The organism is Halogranum amylolyticum (assembly GCF_900110465.1).
Lineage (GTDB): Archaea > Halobacteriota > Halobacteria > Halobacteriales > Haloferacaceae > Halogranum > Halogranum amylolyticum.
In genome coordinates, this window is record NZ_FODV01000014.1 from 14,429 (window position 1) to 31,327 (window position 16,899).

At 57.5% G+C, this 16,899-nt stretch carries 14 protein-coding genes and 1 pseudogene; 5 read left to right on the plus strand and 10 right to left on the minus strand.

What is annotated here, in order from left to right:
- Window positions 1-207: 207 nt before the first annotated feature.
- Both BSG17_RS18595 and BSG17_RS18600 read right to left on the minus strand, forming a co-directional pair.
- Window positions 208-1,200 carry a patatin-like phospholipase family protein gene (locus BSG17_RS18595; RefSeq protein ID WP_089826787.1) on the minus strand — a complete coding sequence of 331 codons (993 nt, stop codon included), beginning with the start codon at window positions 1,198-1,200 and terminating at the stop codon, window positions 208-210.
- A gap of 985 nt (window positions 1,201-2,185) precedes the next feature.
- A complete protein-coding gene (locus BSG17_RS18600; protein ID WP_089826789.1) occupies window positions 2,186-3,160 on the minus strand; it encodes a radical SAM protein in 975 nt (324 codons plus the stop codon).
- A 230-nt stretch (window positions 3,161-3,390) separates the two neighbouring features.
- Here BSG17_RS18600 and BSG17_RS18605 point away from each other — a divergent pair, with 230 nt between their 5' ends.
- Entirely contained in the window at window positions 3,391-6,141 is a 2,751-nt protein-coding gene (locus tag BSG17_RS18605) for a UPF0182 family protein (protein ID WP_089826791.1), read from the plus strand.
- A gap of 27 nt (window positions 6,142-6,168) precedes the next feature.
- Here BSG17_RS18605 and BSG17_RS18610 read toward each other — a convergent pair.
- The 3 genes and pseudogenes from BSG17_RS18610 to BSG17_RS18620 all read right to left on the minus strand — a co-directional run.
- Window positions 6,169-6,671 (minus strand): annotated as a pseudogene (locus BSG17_RS18610) (RNA-guided endonuclease InsQ/TnpB family protein); the annotation flags it as partial.
- Window positions 6,672-6,870: 199 nt separating this feature from the next.
- Entirely contained in the window at window positions 6,871-7,239 is a 369-nt protein-coding gene (locus tag BSG17_RS18615) for a rhodanese-like domain-containing protein (protein WP_089826794.1), read from the minus strand.
- Complete coding sequence (locus BSG17_RS18620) at window positions 7,232-7,795, minus strand: class I SAM-dependent methyltransferase (RefSeq protein ID WP_089826795.1); 564 nt, start codon at window positions 7,793-7,795, stop codon at window positions 7,232-7,234. The genes BSG17_RS18615 and BSG17_RS18620 overlap by 8 nt, the downstream gene beginning before the upstream one ends.
- Window positions 7,796-9,531: 1,736 nt before the next feature.
- On the opposite strand from BSG17_RS18620, the gene BSG17_RS28660 reads away from it, so the two are divergent.
- Window positions 9,532-9,798, plus strand: coding sequence for a sulfurtransferase TusA family protein (locus tag BSG17_RS28660; protein ID WP_139246697.1), 267 nt, complete (start codon window positions 9,532-9,534; stop codon window positions 9,796-9,798).
- A gap of 212 nt (window positions 9,799-10,010) precedes the next feature.
- On the plus strand, window positions 10,011-11,066 hold the full coding sequence (locus BSG17_RS18635; RefSeq protein WP_089826801.1) for an enolase-like domain-containing protein: 1,056 nt from the start codon (window positions 10,011-10,013) through the stop codon (window positions 11,064-11,066).
- Window positions 11,067-11,578: 512 nt separating this feature from the next.
- Here BSG17_RS18635 and BSG17_RS18640 read toward each other — a convergent pair.
- Both BSG17_RS18640 and BSG17_RS18645 read right to left on the minus strand, forming a co-directional pair.
- Entirely contained in the window at window positions 11,579-12,088 is a 510-nt protein-coding gene (locus BSG17_RS18640) for an SRPBCC domain-containing protein (protein ID WP_089826803.1), read from the minus strand.
- Window positions 12,085-12,423, minus strand: coding sequence for an ArsR/SmtB family transcription factor (locus tag BSG17_RS18645; RefSeq protein ID WP_089826806.1), 339 nt, complete (start codon window positions 12,421-12,423; stop codon window positions 12,085-12,087). Before BSG17_RS18645 ends, BSG17_RS18640 begins: the two co-directional genes overlap by 4 nt.
- Window positions 12,424-12,553: 130 nt before the next feature.
- On the opposite strand from BSG17_RS18645, the gene BSG17_RS18650 reads away from it, so the two are divergent.
- Window positions 12,554-13,492 carry a hypothetical protein gene (locus BSG17_RS18650; protein WP_139246698.1) on the plus strand — a complete coding sequence of 313 codons (939 nt, stop codon included), beginning with the start codon at window positions 12,554-12,556 and terminating at the stop codon, window positions 13,490-13,492.
- Window positions 13,493-13,743: 251 nt separating this feature from the next.
- Here the strand turns inward: BSG17_RS18650 and BSG17_RS18655 are convergent, their stop codons facing one another.
- The 3 genes from BSG17_RS18655 to BSG17_RS18665 form a co-directional block, all read right to left on the minus strand.
- Entirely contained in the window at window positions 13,744-14,043 is a 300-nt protein-coding gene (locus BSG17_RS18655; RefSeq protein ID WP_139246699.1) for a hypothetical protein, read from the minus strand.
- A gap of 224 nt (window positions 14,044-14,267) precedes the next feature.
- Window positions 14,268-14,609 carry a type II toxin-antitoxin system PemK/MazF family toxin gene (locus BSG17_RS18660; protein ID WP_089826813.1) on the minus strand — a complete coding sequence of 114 codons (342 nt, stop codon included), beginning with the start codon at window positions 14,607-14,609 and terminating at the stop codon, window positions 14,268-14,270.
- A complete protein-coding gene (locus BSG17_RS18665; protein ID WP_089826815.1) occupies window positions 14,606-14,965 on the minus strand; it encodes a MarR family transcriptional regulator in 360 nt (119 codons plus the stop codon). The genes BSG17_RS18660 and BSG17_RS18665 overlap by 4 nt, the downstream gene beginning before the upstream one ends.
- Before the next feature lie 435 nt (window positions 14,966-15,400).
- On the opposite strand from BSG17_RS18665, the gene BSG17_RS18670 reads away from it, so the two are divergent.
- Window positions 15,401-16,879 (plus strand): oligosaccharide flippase family protein, encoded by a 1,479-nt coding sequence (locus BSG17_RS18670; RefSeq protein ID WP_089826817.1) that lies wholly within the window; start codon window positions 15,401-15,403, stop codon window positions 16,877-16,879.
- Window positions 16,880-16,899: the final 20 nt, after the last annotated feature.

The following is a 16,899-nucleotide window of genomic DNA, read 5'->3' on the forward strand; positions in this document are numbered from 1 at the left end:
GAGTTAGTCGAGTTGTTCCTTGCACTCCCCGAAGGAAGTTCAAGAGACTAAGCCCTACATTCTGTTCAACCGAGAAAATCGCGTCGTATTCTTCCTTGGTCAGAAAACGCGGCTGCGACGCGCGAACTCACGTGGACGAGTGGGTCAACCTCACCCAACGTCTCGGTTAGCGTTAAGCAGTCTCGACGTGCGGACGAGGCACCAAGGTCAAGACCCCCCATGCCCGTTCGCTCTCGATGCCGTCTCGGTCGCCGTCCAGAACGCGCTCGCCTTCGCCTCGCCGCGTTCCATCAAGTCCTCGAGGAAGTCGGGGCTGCGGTCGAGCTTCGACTCAAGGTCCAGTTCCATGTCGAGGTCGATTTCTCGGAGTTCGATGGGTTTGTAGCGCTCGTCGTCAATGACACCCTCGTCGATCAGGTCGTTGATCGCCTCGATCATGTGTTTCTCCTGTTCAAGCGAGAGGTTCCCCGCGAGCTCGTTGCGCCGATCAGCGATGTCGGCGAGCGAGTGGGGCGTCTCACTCGTCGCCACGGGGTTGATCCGGACAATCCAAATCTCGTCGGGCTTCTCCTCGGGATCCACCTCGCTGACGAAGTGACGGATCGGGGGGTTCTGCGAGAAGAGTCCGTCCCAGTGGCCGGCGCCATTGATCTCTACCGCCCGAAAGAAGTTCGGAATGGCGGCCGAGGCCAGCAACGCCGCCGAGTTCTGCTCGCCGTTCGCGAACACCTGGAACGACCCCGACTCGACGTCGACCGCTCCGACGAACAGGTGCGGCGGGCTCGACGGCACGTCGTCGTCAAACTGGACGTGTCGTTCGACGGTCTCTCGTAGTTCACGTTGGGCCGACACCGACCCGCTGTGGCGGTAGGGGCTTACACCAAACGAGCCGAACTCAGCGGTGAGCCGACTTCCTAAAAGCGCCGCGTTGTTGACGAACCGGTCCCACGGAGTCTCGGCGGCGATATCGTTCCAGAAGGCCTCCAGCCGGTCGATGGCCCCCTGAGTGTCGCCTCTGCGGAGGCCGTCCCACGCGAGTGCCGCGCACATCGCTCCGCCGGAGGTCCCGCTCAGCGCCCCGATCTCGTACTCGTCAGGAAGTTCTTGGAGGATCGCTCGGAGGACCCCTGCGGTGAAGGCTGTGTGACTCCCGCCGCCCTGACAGGCGATCGCGACCGTGGTCTCCATATCCTCGACCATGTTATTTGATTTGAACCCCACTACTATTGAAATCTTGGGCTCTGTACTCTATTGAAAACGACAGACTGCGTCGGGATTACTCCGTAAGAGCTTGAGAAGACGGAGCCGAGAAGACGATGCAAGGTCACCTCGAAATCCTCGACTACGACGACTCGTGACAGTTCTACACGACACGGCGACTCCAGATTCGATATGAGGACAATCTCGTCCAGAAAGAAGTCGACCTCCTCGAGACGATTCGAGAGTTACTCAGACAGATCGATACTGCTCGCCAGTACTTCAAGACGCTCTACCTCCAGCGGGAACTCTCACAACTCTCACGACAGGTAGTCTACGTTGGGGTTCTCGCGATCGTCGTCGCCAATCTCACCATCAGGGCGTTCGACAACAGGTGGACGCTCGTGCTCTCCTACGGTAGTTGGGTGGCCATTTTCAGTCTCGCGTTCGGACTGACCATCTTCCCCATTGCACTCCTGTTTTCGTATGCATTCCGTGTGGCGACCGTCACTCGTCGGACCGTCGTCTTCGGACCGTTCAACCGTAGGAAGAACAGGAGACTGACAGCGACTGGAACATCTGAAGGTCGAGTCGTCGTCCCAGCCGTGCGGTGACGACAGTGCGTTCGAAACGAGCGGGTCGATATCGATCCGAAGGGCACAACGGCATCAATACTGGTCTGGGGGCTTCCATTTCCGCCGTATCGTCGTGCTGCTGTCAGACTGGGTGGGTGAGCATTGCTCACCGTTCGGCACGGCCTTCGGGTTCGCGACGTAATCGAGTGAGTCGCACTTGAACACGAGCGCCATCGATTCTCCCGCGGAGACCATGCACAGAGAGACGGCGGCGAGTAGGGAAACGTCCGGCCTCCGCTCACCACTTCTCAGACGGGAGGTCGGTGACATCCTCACGGCGTATCGAACGGTCGAGACATTCTAGCACTTCGTGTACGACCTGATTCTGCGTCGGCTTGCTCTCTACGCCGAACTCAGAACCGATCGAACAGTCCAGGCTGCTCTGAGAGCATCGAGTGATCCAGATACAACCGTTCGAGGCCGACATCGCGAGCGTGTTCGACGACAGCGAGATACTCTTCGGAGGTAATCGGACGGCTGAGTTCCTCGTAGATGTCCTCGCTTTTCGCCTTGTAGTACGGCTGATACTGGGCCATAATATCGACGAACGAATCACTCGACACCTCGGTGGCGATGTACTCTAGCACTCGTTTTGCACTCCCGACGTGGTTTGGCATCACGAGATGTCGGATGAGCAGTCCCCCGGTCGCCAGTCCCGTATCGTCGATCTGTAGGTCCCCGACTTGGCGATGCATCTCCTGGAGTGACGCTTTGATGTTCGACCAGTAGTTCGGTGCCTTCGAGTACAGTGCTGCCGCCTGGTCGTCTGCCCACTTCACGTCGGGCATGTAGATGTCGACGACGCCATCGAGTTCCTCGAGGATCGCCGTTCGCTCGTATCCTCCACAGTTCCAGACGATCGGGAGGTCCAACCCGCGGGCTTTGGCAATCTTGACCGCCTCCACGAGGTGTGGTGCGTGGTGGGTCGGCGACACGAAGTTGATGTTGTGACAGCCACGCGCTTGGAGTTCGAGTGCCATCTCGGCGATGTCTACGGCGGTAGCCGGATCACCCTTCGCCTCGTGGCTGGTCTCGAAGTTTTGGCAAAAGACACACTTCATATTGCAGTTCGCCAGAAAGATCGTCCCACTGCCGTTGTGGCCTTTCAGACAGTCCTCCTCACCAAAATGTGGGAAGTACGACGAGACGTAGGCGGTGTCGTCGACTTGGCAGGTGCCTTCGTGTCCGGCCGTCCGGTCGACGTGGCACTCGTAGGCGCACAGATCGCAGTCGGCGTACCGCGTCCAGAGGTCAGTCACTCGTTTTTCGAACACTGTCTCGGAGAGTCTATGGTAGTTCGGAACCGCGTCGGGCTGATTGACGCTCATACCCAATTTCATGCGCTACGTTAACATACTCTTATTGCCAGCGAGACAGACGTTTTCGGCCGCTGAACGGCTCTCCGAAGGTCGAGCCTGTTCTCTCATCGTTCCACACCCGAGAGTGTTCGCCAGAGCACCGAACCAGAGTTCTGTATCGGTCACGAGGACAGCCTCAACTGACGGAGAGAACCCGAGGCTCGCGGGAGTCTATAATGGATTATCACGTAGAGTACTGTATGGCAGCTTCTAGCAGAGGGTGGAGGCGCGTACTACTGGCGATTATCGCAATGGCCGCACTCTATGGCTTCGTTGCAGTCCCGTCGTTGTATGGGGACTATCTCTGGTTCGCCGCGATGGACTACGAGTCGGTGTTCCTGACGATACTCGGCTATCGCATCGGGCTGTTTGTCCTGACCGCGGTCCTCAGTTTCGGTGTTCTCGCTGCGAACTATCGGGTTGCGAGAGAGAATCTTCGCAACATCGATGCCGCCGCGGTGCCGTGGACCTATCGCGCAGCGGTCGTCGGTGGCGCTCTCCTCATCGGACTCAGCTACGCATCCACATGGGAGACCGTGCTTCGATTCGTTCACGGGACGGCGTTCGGCACAGCCGACCCAGTCTACGACCTGGACGTCGCCTTTTATATTTACACGCTGCCAGTGTTGAATCTCGCCGTCGGATATCTACTCGTCATCGTCGGGGCCGGGGCCGGCCTCTCGTTCGTCCTCTACGCACGTGCATTCTCTATGCCCGAGGCGGCTGGTCGCTCGCCCGGCGTGAACATCAGATACGACGTTGTGGCCATGCGGTCGTTTCTACGTGAGCACGCTACCATCCACGTCTTGGCCACCATCGGCGGCCTGTTGATTCTTCTCGGACTGACGTTCGTCCTTGACCGCTTCGAACTGTTGTTCTCTCCCCGCGGGACCGTGTTCGGGATGGGAGCCACCGACCGGACGGTGTTTCTACCCCTCTTAGGGCTTCTTGCTGTCACCGCCGTCATCGGCGGACTCGTCGTGCTCGTCAACATCTGGTTTCAGTACCCTCGTTCGATGTCCGTTCCAGTCGCCCTGCTCGTGGGCTTCCTGCTCGTCGGCAACGTCGCGGGGTTCGTCTATCAGGATTTCGTCGTCGAACCGGACGAATTCAACAAAGAACAGCAGTATCTCAGCCGCGAAATCGCGTTCACCAACCGGGCGTACGCACTCGACCGAATCGAGGAGCGTAGCTTCCCCGTTTCAGAGACACTCAGTCGAGACCAACTGACAGACAATCAGGGGACGATCGACAACATGCGACTGTGGGACCCTCGTCCGCTCCGGACGACGTACAACGAACTGCAGATCTTCCGAACATACTATCAGTTCGACGACATCGATATCGATCGATACGACATCGACGGTCGAGAGACGCAAGTGATGGTGTCGGCACGCGAACTCGATTTCGAGTCGCTGCCGTCCGAGTCGAAGACGTGGGTCAACCGCCATCTGGTGTACACTCACGGCTTCGGCGTCGCCATGTCCCCGGTCAGTGAGGTGACGGCAGATGGCCTGCCAGCTTTCTACATCCAGGATATTCCTCCGAACTCGTCGGTCGACATCGAGGTGACCCAACCACGGATCTACTACGGCGAGACGACCACCGACTACGTAATCGTGAACACCCGGACCCAGGAGCTCGACTATCCAAGCGGCGGTCAGAACGTCTACATCTCGTACACCGGTGAGGGTGGCACTCGACTCGATTCGACGCTTCGGAAATTCGTGTACTCGATCAAGTTCCTCGACCCTCGCATCGTTCTCTCAGATTCGGTGACCGACGACTCCCGCCTTCAGTTCAACCGAGATATCCGAACACGGGCGTCCACTATCGCTCCGTTCCTCGAATACGACCGCGATCCGTACCTGGTGATTGCAAACGGGAAGCTCTACTGGATCTACGACGCGTACACCACCAGTGATACGTACCCGTATTCGAGTCGGATTCGGTTCAAAGGAGAACAGGTGAACTACGTCAGGAACTCAGTGAAGGTCGTGGTCGATGCACACACCGGTGAGACAACCTACTACGTTGCAGAACCAGATGACCCGCTCATCCAAACCTACCGGAAAGCGTTCCCAGAGTTGTTCATCGACCTCGAGGAGATGCCCGCTGAACTCCGCCAACACGTCCGCTATCCCGAGGATGCGTTCCGAGTGCAGGCCCAGCAGTATCTGCTGTATCATATGACCGATCCGAAGGTCTTCTACAACAAGGAGGACGCCTGGCGGATTCCCAACGAGGTTGCCCGTGGGGAAGAGATTCCGATGACCCCTTACTACATCATCATGACCTTCCCCGGGGAAGAGAACCCCGAGTTCGTGATGATTCAACCGTACATCCCTGAAGGGCGCCAGAACATGATCGGGTGGCTCGCTGCTCGCTCCGACCCGCCGAACTATGGGACGCTCAAGGCGTTCCATTTCTCGAAGCAACGGCTCGTGTTCGGGCCGATGCAAATTGAGTCGCGCATCGACCAGGATGCCGACATCTCTCAACAGATTACACTCTGGTCGCAGGCCGGGTCGTCGGTCATCCGGGGTAACCTACTCGCGATTCCAATTGACGACACCGTCATCTACGTCGAACCGCTCTTTCTCGAATCTCGGGAGCAAGGCTCGCTGCCGGAACTCAAGCGAGTCATCGTGACACACGGTAACCGAGTCGCGATGCAACCATCACTCGAACAGGCATTAGCGGTCCAAGTGGGACCCGCCCGTCCGGCAGCATCGACACCCGGTGAAGGTCTCTCGGAGGCCGACCTCGAGCAGGCCCGGACGTTGTACGAAGAAGCACAAGCAGCGTTGCGGCGCGGTGACTTCGAGACGTACGGCGAGAGGATTACTGCCCTAGGCGCCTTGCTGGAAGGCTCCGAGTCACAACGAGCGGGGAATACGACGGGGACAGAGTCCTTCGCTGGCGGTGCTACTGCGATGACTGCGCCGTAGCTTCGGCGCAATGTGAACTACCCCACCCTACCGCTCGCCTGGCGGTTCGCGCTTGAGGGTGTCGTCAGAACTCGAAGAGTTCTGACTGCCAACCAGAAGTCTCTGACTTCTGGTGATGGGGCTTCCTGCTTCCACGACGCGCTTTGCAGGGACCGAAGTGGTGCCCGTAGGGAGTGCAGTCTCTACAGGCGTTAACGAATCGCGACGCAATTCGTTCGCACACCAGAAATCTTTGATTTCTGGGGACGTTGATTCGGAGCGTCCCGCTCCTAACTGCTTGATACCGCGAGAAAGAATGTTCCATGCCGCGTTCCAATCCCGTCGGCGGTGAACCCGCATGACGGACAATTGTGTTCCCGAACCCACAGCGGCTTGTCCGTCTCGACGCCACACGCCGCACACTCCTTGGTCGTCCCCGCCGGGTCTACGGCCACGAAGTGTGTCCCCTCGCGTTCGCACTTGTATTCGAGCATCCGCAGGAACGTCCCCCACGCCGTGCCTGCGCGGTTCCGGGAGTTCCCCGGTAGTTTAGTTTCGATCCTGGAGACGACTCACGGCGATGGCCGTTATGTACGCAGCGGCAGGGCTCGTCGAGAGTTTCGCCCAACTCCACCGTGTTGGTGTCGTCTCTTCTGACTCAGGCTTTCTTCGCTACGAGACGGTCCTCGACCGCTTCGAATACTGCGACGGCACGGGCTGATGGGCGTGCGACGTCGACGGGACAGTCGGTCACGGCCTGAGTTTCCCGATGAATGAGGCGATTCGATACAGGAGCGTGTTCTTCTCGTAGTGTCGCCACCCGGTGTAGCCACCGGAGAGTGTCGTAGCTTCGTATCCCTTCGACTCGAGATAGCTGGTCGCTCTTCGAGCGACGACGCCTGCTTTACACACCGTCACGATCTCCGCGTCCTCGGGGAGTGCCTTCAGATGTGGCTCGAGAGCGTCACTGTGTCCTTGTTGCAGGTCGTGGTAGACTGGCGCGTTGTAGCTTCCCTCGATCTGTTCTCGTTGGTAGTCCGCTTCCGGACGGATGTCGAGGACGAACACATCACGGGCTGATTGCAGCTCGGCAAGTCGTGCCGGGCCGACCTTACTCATTGTTGTCTCCGATCACGAGGAAGGTTTCGGGCCGCGTTGCCTGAAATTCGATGTCGAAGCCGGCGTCCCGAAGCGCCGTTGCTGCATCCGTGGCGGTGAATCGTTCCGTAAGCGGTGGCCCGGCGTTACCAGCACCTTCTGCGGACCAGTCGGCGACGACGACACGGCCGCCGGGTTCGAGTACCCGTGCGAGTTCGGCGAGCGCTTCATCGCTGACGAACTCGTGATAGGTCATCGTCGACACCGCCTTCTCGAGGTGGTTGTCGGCGAACGGGAGCGACTCGACCCCGGATGTGACGAGTTCGACGTTCTCGGGGAGCCCCTTCTCGCGATAGACGTCGTGCATCTGTTCTTGGATATCGACTGCGTAGACGTGCTCGACGTGGGGGGCGACAGCATCGGTGTAGAAGCCGGTTCCACTCCCTAGATCGACCACTGTCTCGGAACTGGCTAACTCGAGTGCCCAGAGGAGTTCGTCGCGAGAAACGTAGCGGTATCGTGAAGCAGCGTCCTCGAGTTTGGACGCCTTCGTTGCATCGAACGTGTGGTGTCCCATATTGCTATAGTTGTGCACAAATACTGAAATACTTGGTGGTACAGCTTGATTCGCATCAGTCAAGAATACGAGAGCAGAGAATAGAATTCATACAGCTATCAGCATTAAAACTCGCTTCACAGAATTAATCCGGCTTCGAAGGTAGATAAAGTTTACACTACCGCTACACCGGTGACGGCAACAATATTGTAGACAAGAACAATATCGAGGTGTATTTCGAAAGCCACTCTCGATGGGCTCCCGGATGGACGGAGATTGCAGTCGTCCGTGGCGGCGGTATCACTTCTCTCGAATCGAAGTGTCGTCCACCTCCTTCGTTCTGAAGGGGTATATGTTCTCGCTGGTGTCCGGCGGTGACAACGCTGTGATCGTCGATGCCGGTTGCTTGAGGCCGCTCCAGATGTCTGATTGTTCGATATTGTTGTTTAGTATGACTGAATAGTAGAACTGATCAGTTTAACTTGTCCTGTCCGGTCAAAGCCCAGGGAGAGACTGTACGTTCAGTCATGCTCGTCGACGCCGTCGACAGACAGAGTAGACGAAGTACCGCAGGGCTCGACGATGTGATTCACGAGTATAGTGGTTATACTACTCGGCGTACAGAAGGGTTCGTCGGCACTCAGGACAAACGTACGGCACTGGCGTAAGGATTTCATCCGCTCGTATGCTGCTAAGGAAACCGTCTTCCGTCGATCGTGAGACGATAGATAGTTCACCCAAGGCGTCGGATCCTTGTAGTTCCATCTGCTCTAATGGTTCCTCACAATCCGGACAGACCTTCTCAGAGGGCATGTCTGTGTAGGACACAGCCATTCCTGCTTAAAAATAGGTCGACTTATTGTCTGATTCTGACTGGGTTGCAACCGTTCTGATGGCGAGCGATACACAGACCTACCTGACGGCCGTTTCGTAACTCGTCGCGTGAAGCGAACGGCGATACCTTGCTGAACTCGCCCACCTATGAAAATCCCGCACTAACCAATCACGGTTCTCCGTTCAGTACCCGACTCCTGCAGTGGGCGTGCTAGCTCGCAAGCAACACCTCGTACGAACTCGCTTTGCGTGGGAGAAAACACGCCAACAGTCCCGTGGAAGCGTGAAGTGTAATCCATATTAATAGCATTCGGGGCAATGATAAACCAGTATCCTCGTCTACATAAAAGCGATACGCCACGACGGGATGAACAGCAACTGTCAGAGGCACTTTCCCTATCCCTCCCATCCCATCATCCTCATCCCTGGTAGTTGTTCGTCAAATGCGTGCGCTGGTCGGTAATAGAAGCGAATGCGACACAGACTCAGTGTACGAGATGCGTGTTAGTGGAGCGTAAGTCGCCTGGGGAACAACAAGCCGATTAACCAACTTACCTCGAGAGTCGCGCCGACGTCGGATCGTGACACTCAGAATCATCGCCGGCTGCCAGCCGCTCAGAGTGGTGGCCACTACTACTTGTGATAAGAACATGAAGTCCACATGGTGTTGGTATTTGGATACAATACTGAGGAAGAGGTTTGGCGAGTCGATTTAGTTCAGGCATCGATACAAAATGTTGAGTCGAGAGGAGATAAGCGATGAACACAACTATTTAGCCGACTCATAGCTGTCTCTGTGGGTTCACTTGATCTGCGTTCGACCACACCATCGATGGACTAGAGCGCGCCGATATCGATAGTGATAAAAGTCTAATTGTACAATATACACAATACTCTGGTGAGGACCAGAGCTAATCAAACAGATGACAGAAAACTCACTAACTATCGAAAATGCTGACCGTGTGGTAGATGTGACTGGCCAAGTCTGTGCGATGCCAATCTTGTCCGCCGCCGATTCCCTGCGAGACGCAGCCGATGGCGACCTACTGGCTATCAAAACTGGCAGGCCCGCGGACGAATGCGACGACATCGAAGACTGGGTGGCAAGACTCAACGGGGCCTCCTTTATCGGCACTCGAAGCTCAGATGCCGGAGTAATCGCGTTTGCCAGACGAGACATAAGTGATTGATCGTTGGCCATGGAACGGTCGTACCTACCTACCGTCGGCCGTATCTCACGATTGCTACCGTCACCACACGCTGAAGCGAGGGCGAACGAGATGACAAACCACACATGTGAGTACTACTTCACACACCGCTCAGTATCGCATCTCGATCCCGCTATCGAAGGGACAAACGTCGTTCCGACACTCGGTGACGCTCCCAAATACCAACAAGTACGATGACACTCTACGACCACGTTGCAGGCCTCCCGTTGTCAATTGCAGCGAACGACCGAACGAGCCGACGCCGAGAGATGGCAGATGGACGAGTCCGCGTCACATCGACCTTCGCGTTGCTGTCCGGAGAGACGTTTGGAGCCGGTGAAGACGTCACGTACGATGTCGTCGATCACGAGGCGTTGCCTAAGCCGCCCGTGTTCGACTTTACTGGGGAGTATACGTTCGACGAATTCTCTCGGTCGCTCGACGAGTTAGATCTGTTCCCGGAGAAACCGCCGGAACGCGAGGAGTCTCGGAACTACAGGCGCTGGGCGCTCGAGAGCGCTGCCCTCGATCTGGCACTCAAGCAGAACGACGAGACGCTCGCCTCGCTCCTCGACCGCGAGCGCTCACCGGTCCGGTTTGTCGCCAGCACCCCAGTACCAGACGGTGACACCACTCGGGTCCAAGACATCCTCACAGTCAACCCAGCATGCGAGTTCAAACTCGACCCAACCGAAGCCTGGACGAAAGATACGTTCACGACACTCGCCGAGACCGGCGCTGTCCGCGTCCTCGACTTGAGGGGACAAGACGAGATGACTGCTGACGATGGACCGTCGCTGGCCACGCTCTACCGACGGATCTTCGAGACGTTCCCCGATGCCATCATCGAAGACCCCACTGTCACCGACGACGTTCAGGATCTGTTGCCAGCGAACGTAGACCGTATTTCGTGGGACGCGCCAGTCCACTGCGTCGACGACCTCCGTGAGCGACCGTTTGCTCCACGCTGGTGCAACGTCAAGCCCTCGCGGTTCGGCACTGTTCGATCGTTGTTCGAGACCATCGAATACTGCGAGGCCGAAGATATCCAGATGTACGGCGGTGGGCAGTCCGAACTCTGTGTCGGGCGGGGACATATACAGCTACTGGCATCACTCTTCTATCCAGACAGCCCGAACGACGTAGCACCGCGGTCGTACAACGAACCGGACGTGAGGGCTGAACTGCGAGCGAGCCCACTCGAACCGCCAGCGAATCCGGCCGGGATGGAGTGGACGCAACTCGACTGAACTTCGTAATCACCCCCTGTACGCACAGAGAGCGGTATACGGCGTCCCATCTTTCTCGCAATGAATCGAGCGTCGGCGTCACACTTTACTCAATGCGTGGCAGGCGCACTCTTCGTGGGCCTTATCACCGTGAATATGGGCCCAAACCACAACGGACGCCCGTCAGAACGTCTTCCAGTATCACCACAGGCTCCCCACATGGGTAACGCCACGCTCCTCACACGCTCATCACACCCGTTGTGTGCCGAAGCTGAACCTGATGCGACAGCCTTCCCCCACCGCGACAAAATGTTCTTGTTTACCAACTCGCCGAAGTGGACTGACCCGGACCGAGACGACGAACTCATCGAATGGGCACAGGAGTTCCACGAGGCGCTCACGCCGTACGCGGCCGACAGCGTGTACATGAACTACCTCGAAAGAGACGAAAATGCTCGACGAGGGCCGCGACCTGCTTGGTCGTCTCGACAGCTGACTAAGTCAACTGTCTTGGGGCGTGACCCCGAGACGGTTCATGCCGGCCGTGGCCCCTCTACCAGCACCGCGAGTTGCTCAAGCGAGTCGGTCCACCCAGCGTGGGAATCCTCGGGCGGGATAGCTTCGGGTATACCCTCTTGTCGAACTGTGATTTCGGTTCCCGAAGGGACCTCTTCGAAGGTGACCGTTACCGTCATCTCGCCGGCCATCGCCGGGTCGTCAGTCTCGAACGTGTCGGTGTGGACGATGCGCTCGCTGGGGACCAGTTCTAGGTAGGTACCACCAAAGGTCGAGCCATACTCGGCGAACTCCTCGGTCTCTCCCGTGAACGTCATGCGGAAGGTGCCACCCTCTTCGGGCTCGAGGTGGTGAACCTCAGCCGAAAATCCCGTCGGCGGGAGCCACTGGATTAGCTCGTCCGGGTTGAGGAACGCCTCGTAGACTCGCTTGGGTGGCGCCTCAATGATGCGGCTCACGGTCATCGTCCGCTCGCCGGCTCGGGTGTCGGTCTGTTGTCCGTCGTCATCGGTACCGGTGGTTGTCATTGGCTTTCTTCCTCCAAGTGGATGGCCAGCGCGTCGAACCGGTCTTCCCAGAAGACGCGATACCGGGTGAGCCATCCGAATGCGGCGCTTAGGGGCGCTGCGTTGAGATGGCAGCGGCGAACGCGACCGTCCTTCTCGATGTCGATCAGGCCAGCGTCCTCGAGTACGTGGAGATGTTTCGAGACGGCGGCGAGTGAGACGTCGTGCGGGTCGGCCAGTTCGCTGACGCTCTCCGGTCCGTCGGCCACCTGTTCGAGAATAGCACGACGAATCGGGTGCGCTAACGCCTGGAAGACCGCGTCGAGATCGAGATCGTCCGGTGTTTGTTCAACCATCCAATTGAATAATCAACGAGATAATATTTAACTATTTGGTTGAATACGATCATTGGGCCTGCGAACCGGTATATGCGAGGGAGCAACAACGTCTGCGAAACTTACGCATCTCTGCGAGAGAGTGGCCACAATGGTTATCGCCTCAACTGCCCCCTTACTACTCTATCTGATGCGAACCGAGTCTCCTCCCCCAAGTGAGCGGAATCCGAAGGATAGTGACAATCCGACGGTGACGAGCCCTGAACTCTCCACGCAGGAACAGGAGGCCTCAATCGAGACGCTGCGACGACTCGCTGAGCGTACCCCAGAGTTACTCGACGAATATTTCGGCTCCGGCCGAGGGGAGCAGAATAAACACATTCTCGACGAACTTTCGGACGTCGTTCGGGAGGCCGATCAGGTACTGGCGAGCGTCGACTTCCCCGCTCTGTTAGATAGCGTTCGTCTGGAAGACCTTCCGGACGCCATTGACGCGGAGAAAGTTCCCGGCGCGGTGACGAGTCTTCGTCCCCAGGACGCGATCCCCTACAAGAAACTGCTCGCAATTGTCGAGCTACGAGAAGCATTCAACGCCGTCGACGTTCGGGAATTTCGACGTAACCATCGGGAACTCGGCGTCGAAATCGACGACGTGATGGAGTATCTCCCGGCAGAGATAGTTGAAGAACCGGACGAAACCTCCGACGAAGATCTGGACGGGTCCACCGATTCGACGCCTCTCGACGAAGAAACGAAGTCCGAACTGCTCGCGAGCGACGTAGGGAAGCGAGTAGCCGTGCAGACGGAAATCGACGACGCCGTCGTGAAGTTGCGCGAGCACCTTCTGGAGGTCCACGAGACGGTCCGAGAACAGACCAGTGCGAACGAGCTCGCTTCGCGCAGCGTCGACAGACCGAACTCACGGAACCCGACAGCGTACTCCACGCTTCCGAGCACCCGCCCCGACATCGGATCCGCGACTCGATTTGCGTCAATCCCATCCGAGACGCGGTATTCGTCGGCTCCAAACTACGAGCGAATCTACGGTAATCGCTTCCAGAAGTCCCGTTTCCGAAATCCGAACCGGTGAAGGTAAGAATCCATCCGTCGACCTCGTGGGCTGGCAAGCGCTTTCGTTTGACGAGTCTGGAAGACGTGGCAACAGCTGAACTGTCTCAACAATCTCCGGCAGAAGAGCGCATCCTCTAAGTTCAGCAGGCCGTTTCTGACAGCGTTCGGTGAGGTTTCTGCGAGCGTGCTGAACTCAGGGCGCAAGTCGGTCAGTCCACAATCGGAAGTATTTGCTTCTTGTCCGATCTCACTCGATGTCAAAGACGCGGGTTACGGAGTGCCGATAAATCGATGTCGCTGAACGAGGTAGATACTCGATACGAGAACATTCAGTAGCGGGATGAACACGAACAAGTAGAGTAGGGTCGGCGTCCACTCAGACCGCTCGCTGACGTACTTTCGATCATGATAGAGCGCAAATGGCGCAAATAGAGAGACAACGAAACTCACGAGGATTGGTGCTGATGCAACCTCAACGAGATACCCAGAAAACTGCCCTCCGAGGGAGGGGGCGAAGGAGATGTTGACTAGCGTTATCGAGAGCCAGAGGAGGAATAGCACTGGAATCATCAGAATTGGCATCCACCACCTTCCAGAGAACATCATTTGGCGAGCTTGTGTTGTAGACATAAATTCAACTCAGTGATATCACTTGCGTGCAATCGGATAAATTTCTTCTGCTGAATAGAACCTCTGAGTCGGTCACGACACTTCGGCCAAGAATCAGATAGGTCCGGACGATTTGACTGGAGAGGGGTCTATGCTCCTTCGCCATTGGAAGCAGGCACGTCCGTTCAGGAGGAAATGTAGTCAATCACCTGGCTCGTCACATCCTCAGTACGGTCGTCCACGAGCGACGTCAGGTAGTGGTCGACGTCCGCAGCACTGTTGAGAGTCGCAAGCGACCACGGAAGAACGTGACTTCGTTCCCCGAGTGGGTCGCCCTCGTAGTCGTCGTCTCTGAGCGTGAGTGCCGCTTCGTGATAGGTCTTCGTGGAAATCAGGACCGTGATGAGTTGCACGCCGTGGTTCGGGAACCGGGGAGTCCCCAGCACGAGCATCGGACGACCTTTCTCCGAGAGCGGGTCGGTCGCCCAGACGATGTCACCGCGTTCCAGTTCTTCGAACGCAGTCACTGTACCTCTTCCATCTCCTCGGTTTGGAGGTCTTCAAGACACTCTTCACCGTACTGGTCGTCCGCCGTCTCGTGATGTCGGTGGAGCCGATAGGCCGACCGGAGCCGTTCTTCGTCGTCCGTGATCGCCCAGTACGGGCGCTTGTGCCGCACGAGCTCGCGTTCCTTCAATCGTGAGAGAATCGCACTGACAGCGTCCGTCTCCAGCCCGAGTCGGTCCGCAATCGTCGCCGCCTTCCACGCCCGGTCGTCATTCTTGTCGAGGAACAGTACGATTCGCTCGGTGTCGTTCCGCTCCTCGAATTCGTCGGCGTCAGCGTTTTCGAACTCGTCGATATCGATAGTACCGCTCGACATAGACTAGTGTTGGGACTGTTGGAAGATAGCTGTTTGGTGTGTTTGTTACTATCGACGGGAGCATTACCGTGCGCCCAGAAATGTGGGTGCGAGGTCACTCCGTGGGCATCGCGACGAGTTGCTGCATACACCCTCTAAGTTCAGCACGCCACTTCTGACAGCATCCGGGGAGGTTTCTGTGGCCGTGCTGAATACAGCGCGCGAATCGGTCACCATCGACCCGATTGGATCATTTGGGACCGCTTTCTCCTGACGCGATAACATCACGGTTTCTTTGACTCTCTAGCAGACTTTTGCCCTTTCTTCCCGAATGAGGCGGTGTAGTAGGTCAGTATTCACAGCGACGGTTACGGATGACTGTCACGGTCGCCACAGTCGGGGGGAAAATGAAGTTTGACCAACAGAAATAAGTCAGTAGTCTGAAGATATAGCCCAATGGATAGAAGTACCCTTTCTGCGTTCGTTTCCGTCATCGGGGCGAAGGCTGTCATCTTGCTCGTCGGCATCCTCTCGACGCCGATTCTGGTCCGGTTGTTCACCCAGACGCAGTACGGTGACTTCGCGTTCGTCTTCTCGCTGTTCAGTCTCCTCATGATTGTCGTCAGCTCGGGTGTCGGCGACGGGGTGCGAAAGTTTCTCGCGGAAGATGCCGACGTCGATCACTGGGAACAACACGTCGTCGGCTTCTTCTTTCAGATGGCGCTCCTCTTCTCACTGGTCGGGGCGGCGCTGCTCGTCCTCGGCGGCTATTTTCTCAGTGGTCGCTTCTTCAAGCCTATCTTCCAGACGTACTTCATCGTCCTCGGGATCCTCGTCGTCGCGGCCCAGTTCAATAACTTCTCGCGACGCGTACTGATGGGATTCGGGCTTGAACGAATTTCGGAACCGCTCGGCGTGCTCGACAGAGCGCTCCTCTGGATTATCGGCCTCACGTTGGTGTACTTCGGGTTTGGCGTTACGGGACTCCTTACCGGATTTATCCTCAGCGGGACGGTCGTCTCCGTCCTCGGGATCGTGGCTGTCCGGGACCGCATCTCGCTGTGGGCTCTGTTCACTCCGACGCCCAGCGGGTTCCCGAAGCGAGAGTTCATGACATACAATGTGCTGAACGTGGCGTTGATACTTCTGCTGACCTCGTTGTACCACGTCGATATCCTCATGCTGCAACCGATAGGTGGGAGTGGGACGCTCGGCGTGTACAAGGGGGCGCTGAAAATCGCGGAGTTCCTCTGGTTCGTCCCCATGGCCATTCAGTCCGTGTTGTTACATTCAACGTCCGAACTGTGGTCGAAAGACGCGACCGAGGAAATCACGCAGATGGCGACGCGGACGACTCGCTTCGTCTTCCTGACGACGGCGTTACTCGCACTCGGTTTAGGGGCGCTCGCCGACATCGTCGTGCCACTCTATCTGGGGGAAAGCTATACACCCGCGGTGGTGCCGCTTCTTATCCTCCTGCCCGGAGCGCTCGGGTTCGCACTCGCGCGACCGATTCTCGCGATCGGCCAGGGGAACGGGGCGATGAAACCACTGCTCCTTGCTACCGGCACCGCCGCCGTCATCAACCTCGGTCTGAACGCACTCCTTATTCCGAGATACCGCATGATTGGTGCAGCGGTCGCGACGTCCGTCGGCTATGGGTCGATGTTCGTCTTCCATGCGATAACGGCTCGGCACATCGGCTTCGACGCGCTGGCCGACATACGACCGGTCGCGCTGTTCGTCACCGTGACCGTCAGCGGTGCGGCAATCTTCGGTCTGAACGCCGCGCTTTCACAGCCGTATCTGCGGTTGCTGGTCGTTCCGCCCGCAGGGTTCGCGGTTTTTACCGCTCTCACGATTCTTACCGGTGCGATCGACGAGCGCGAACTCGCGCCCATCTTCGACCGACTTCCCGTCTCCCTGAGTTCGTAACTCACTGTGGGGAATGCACC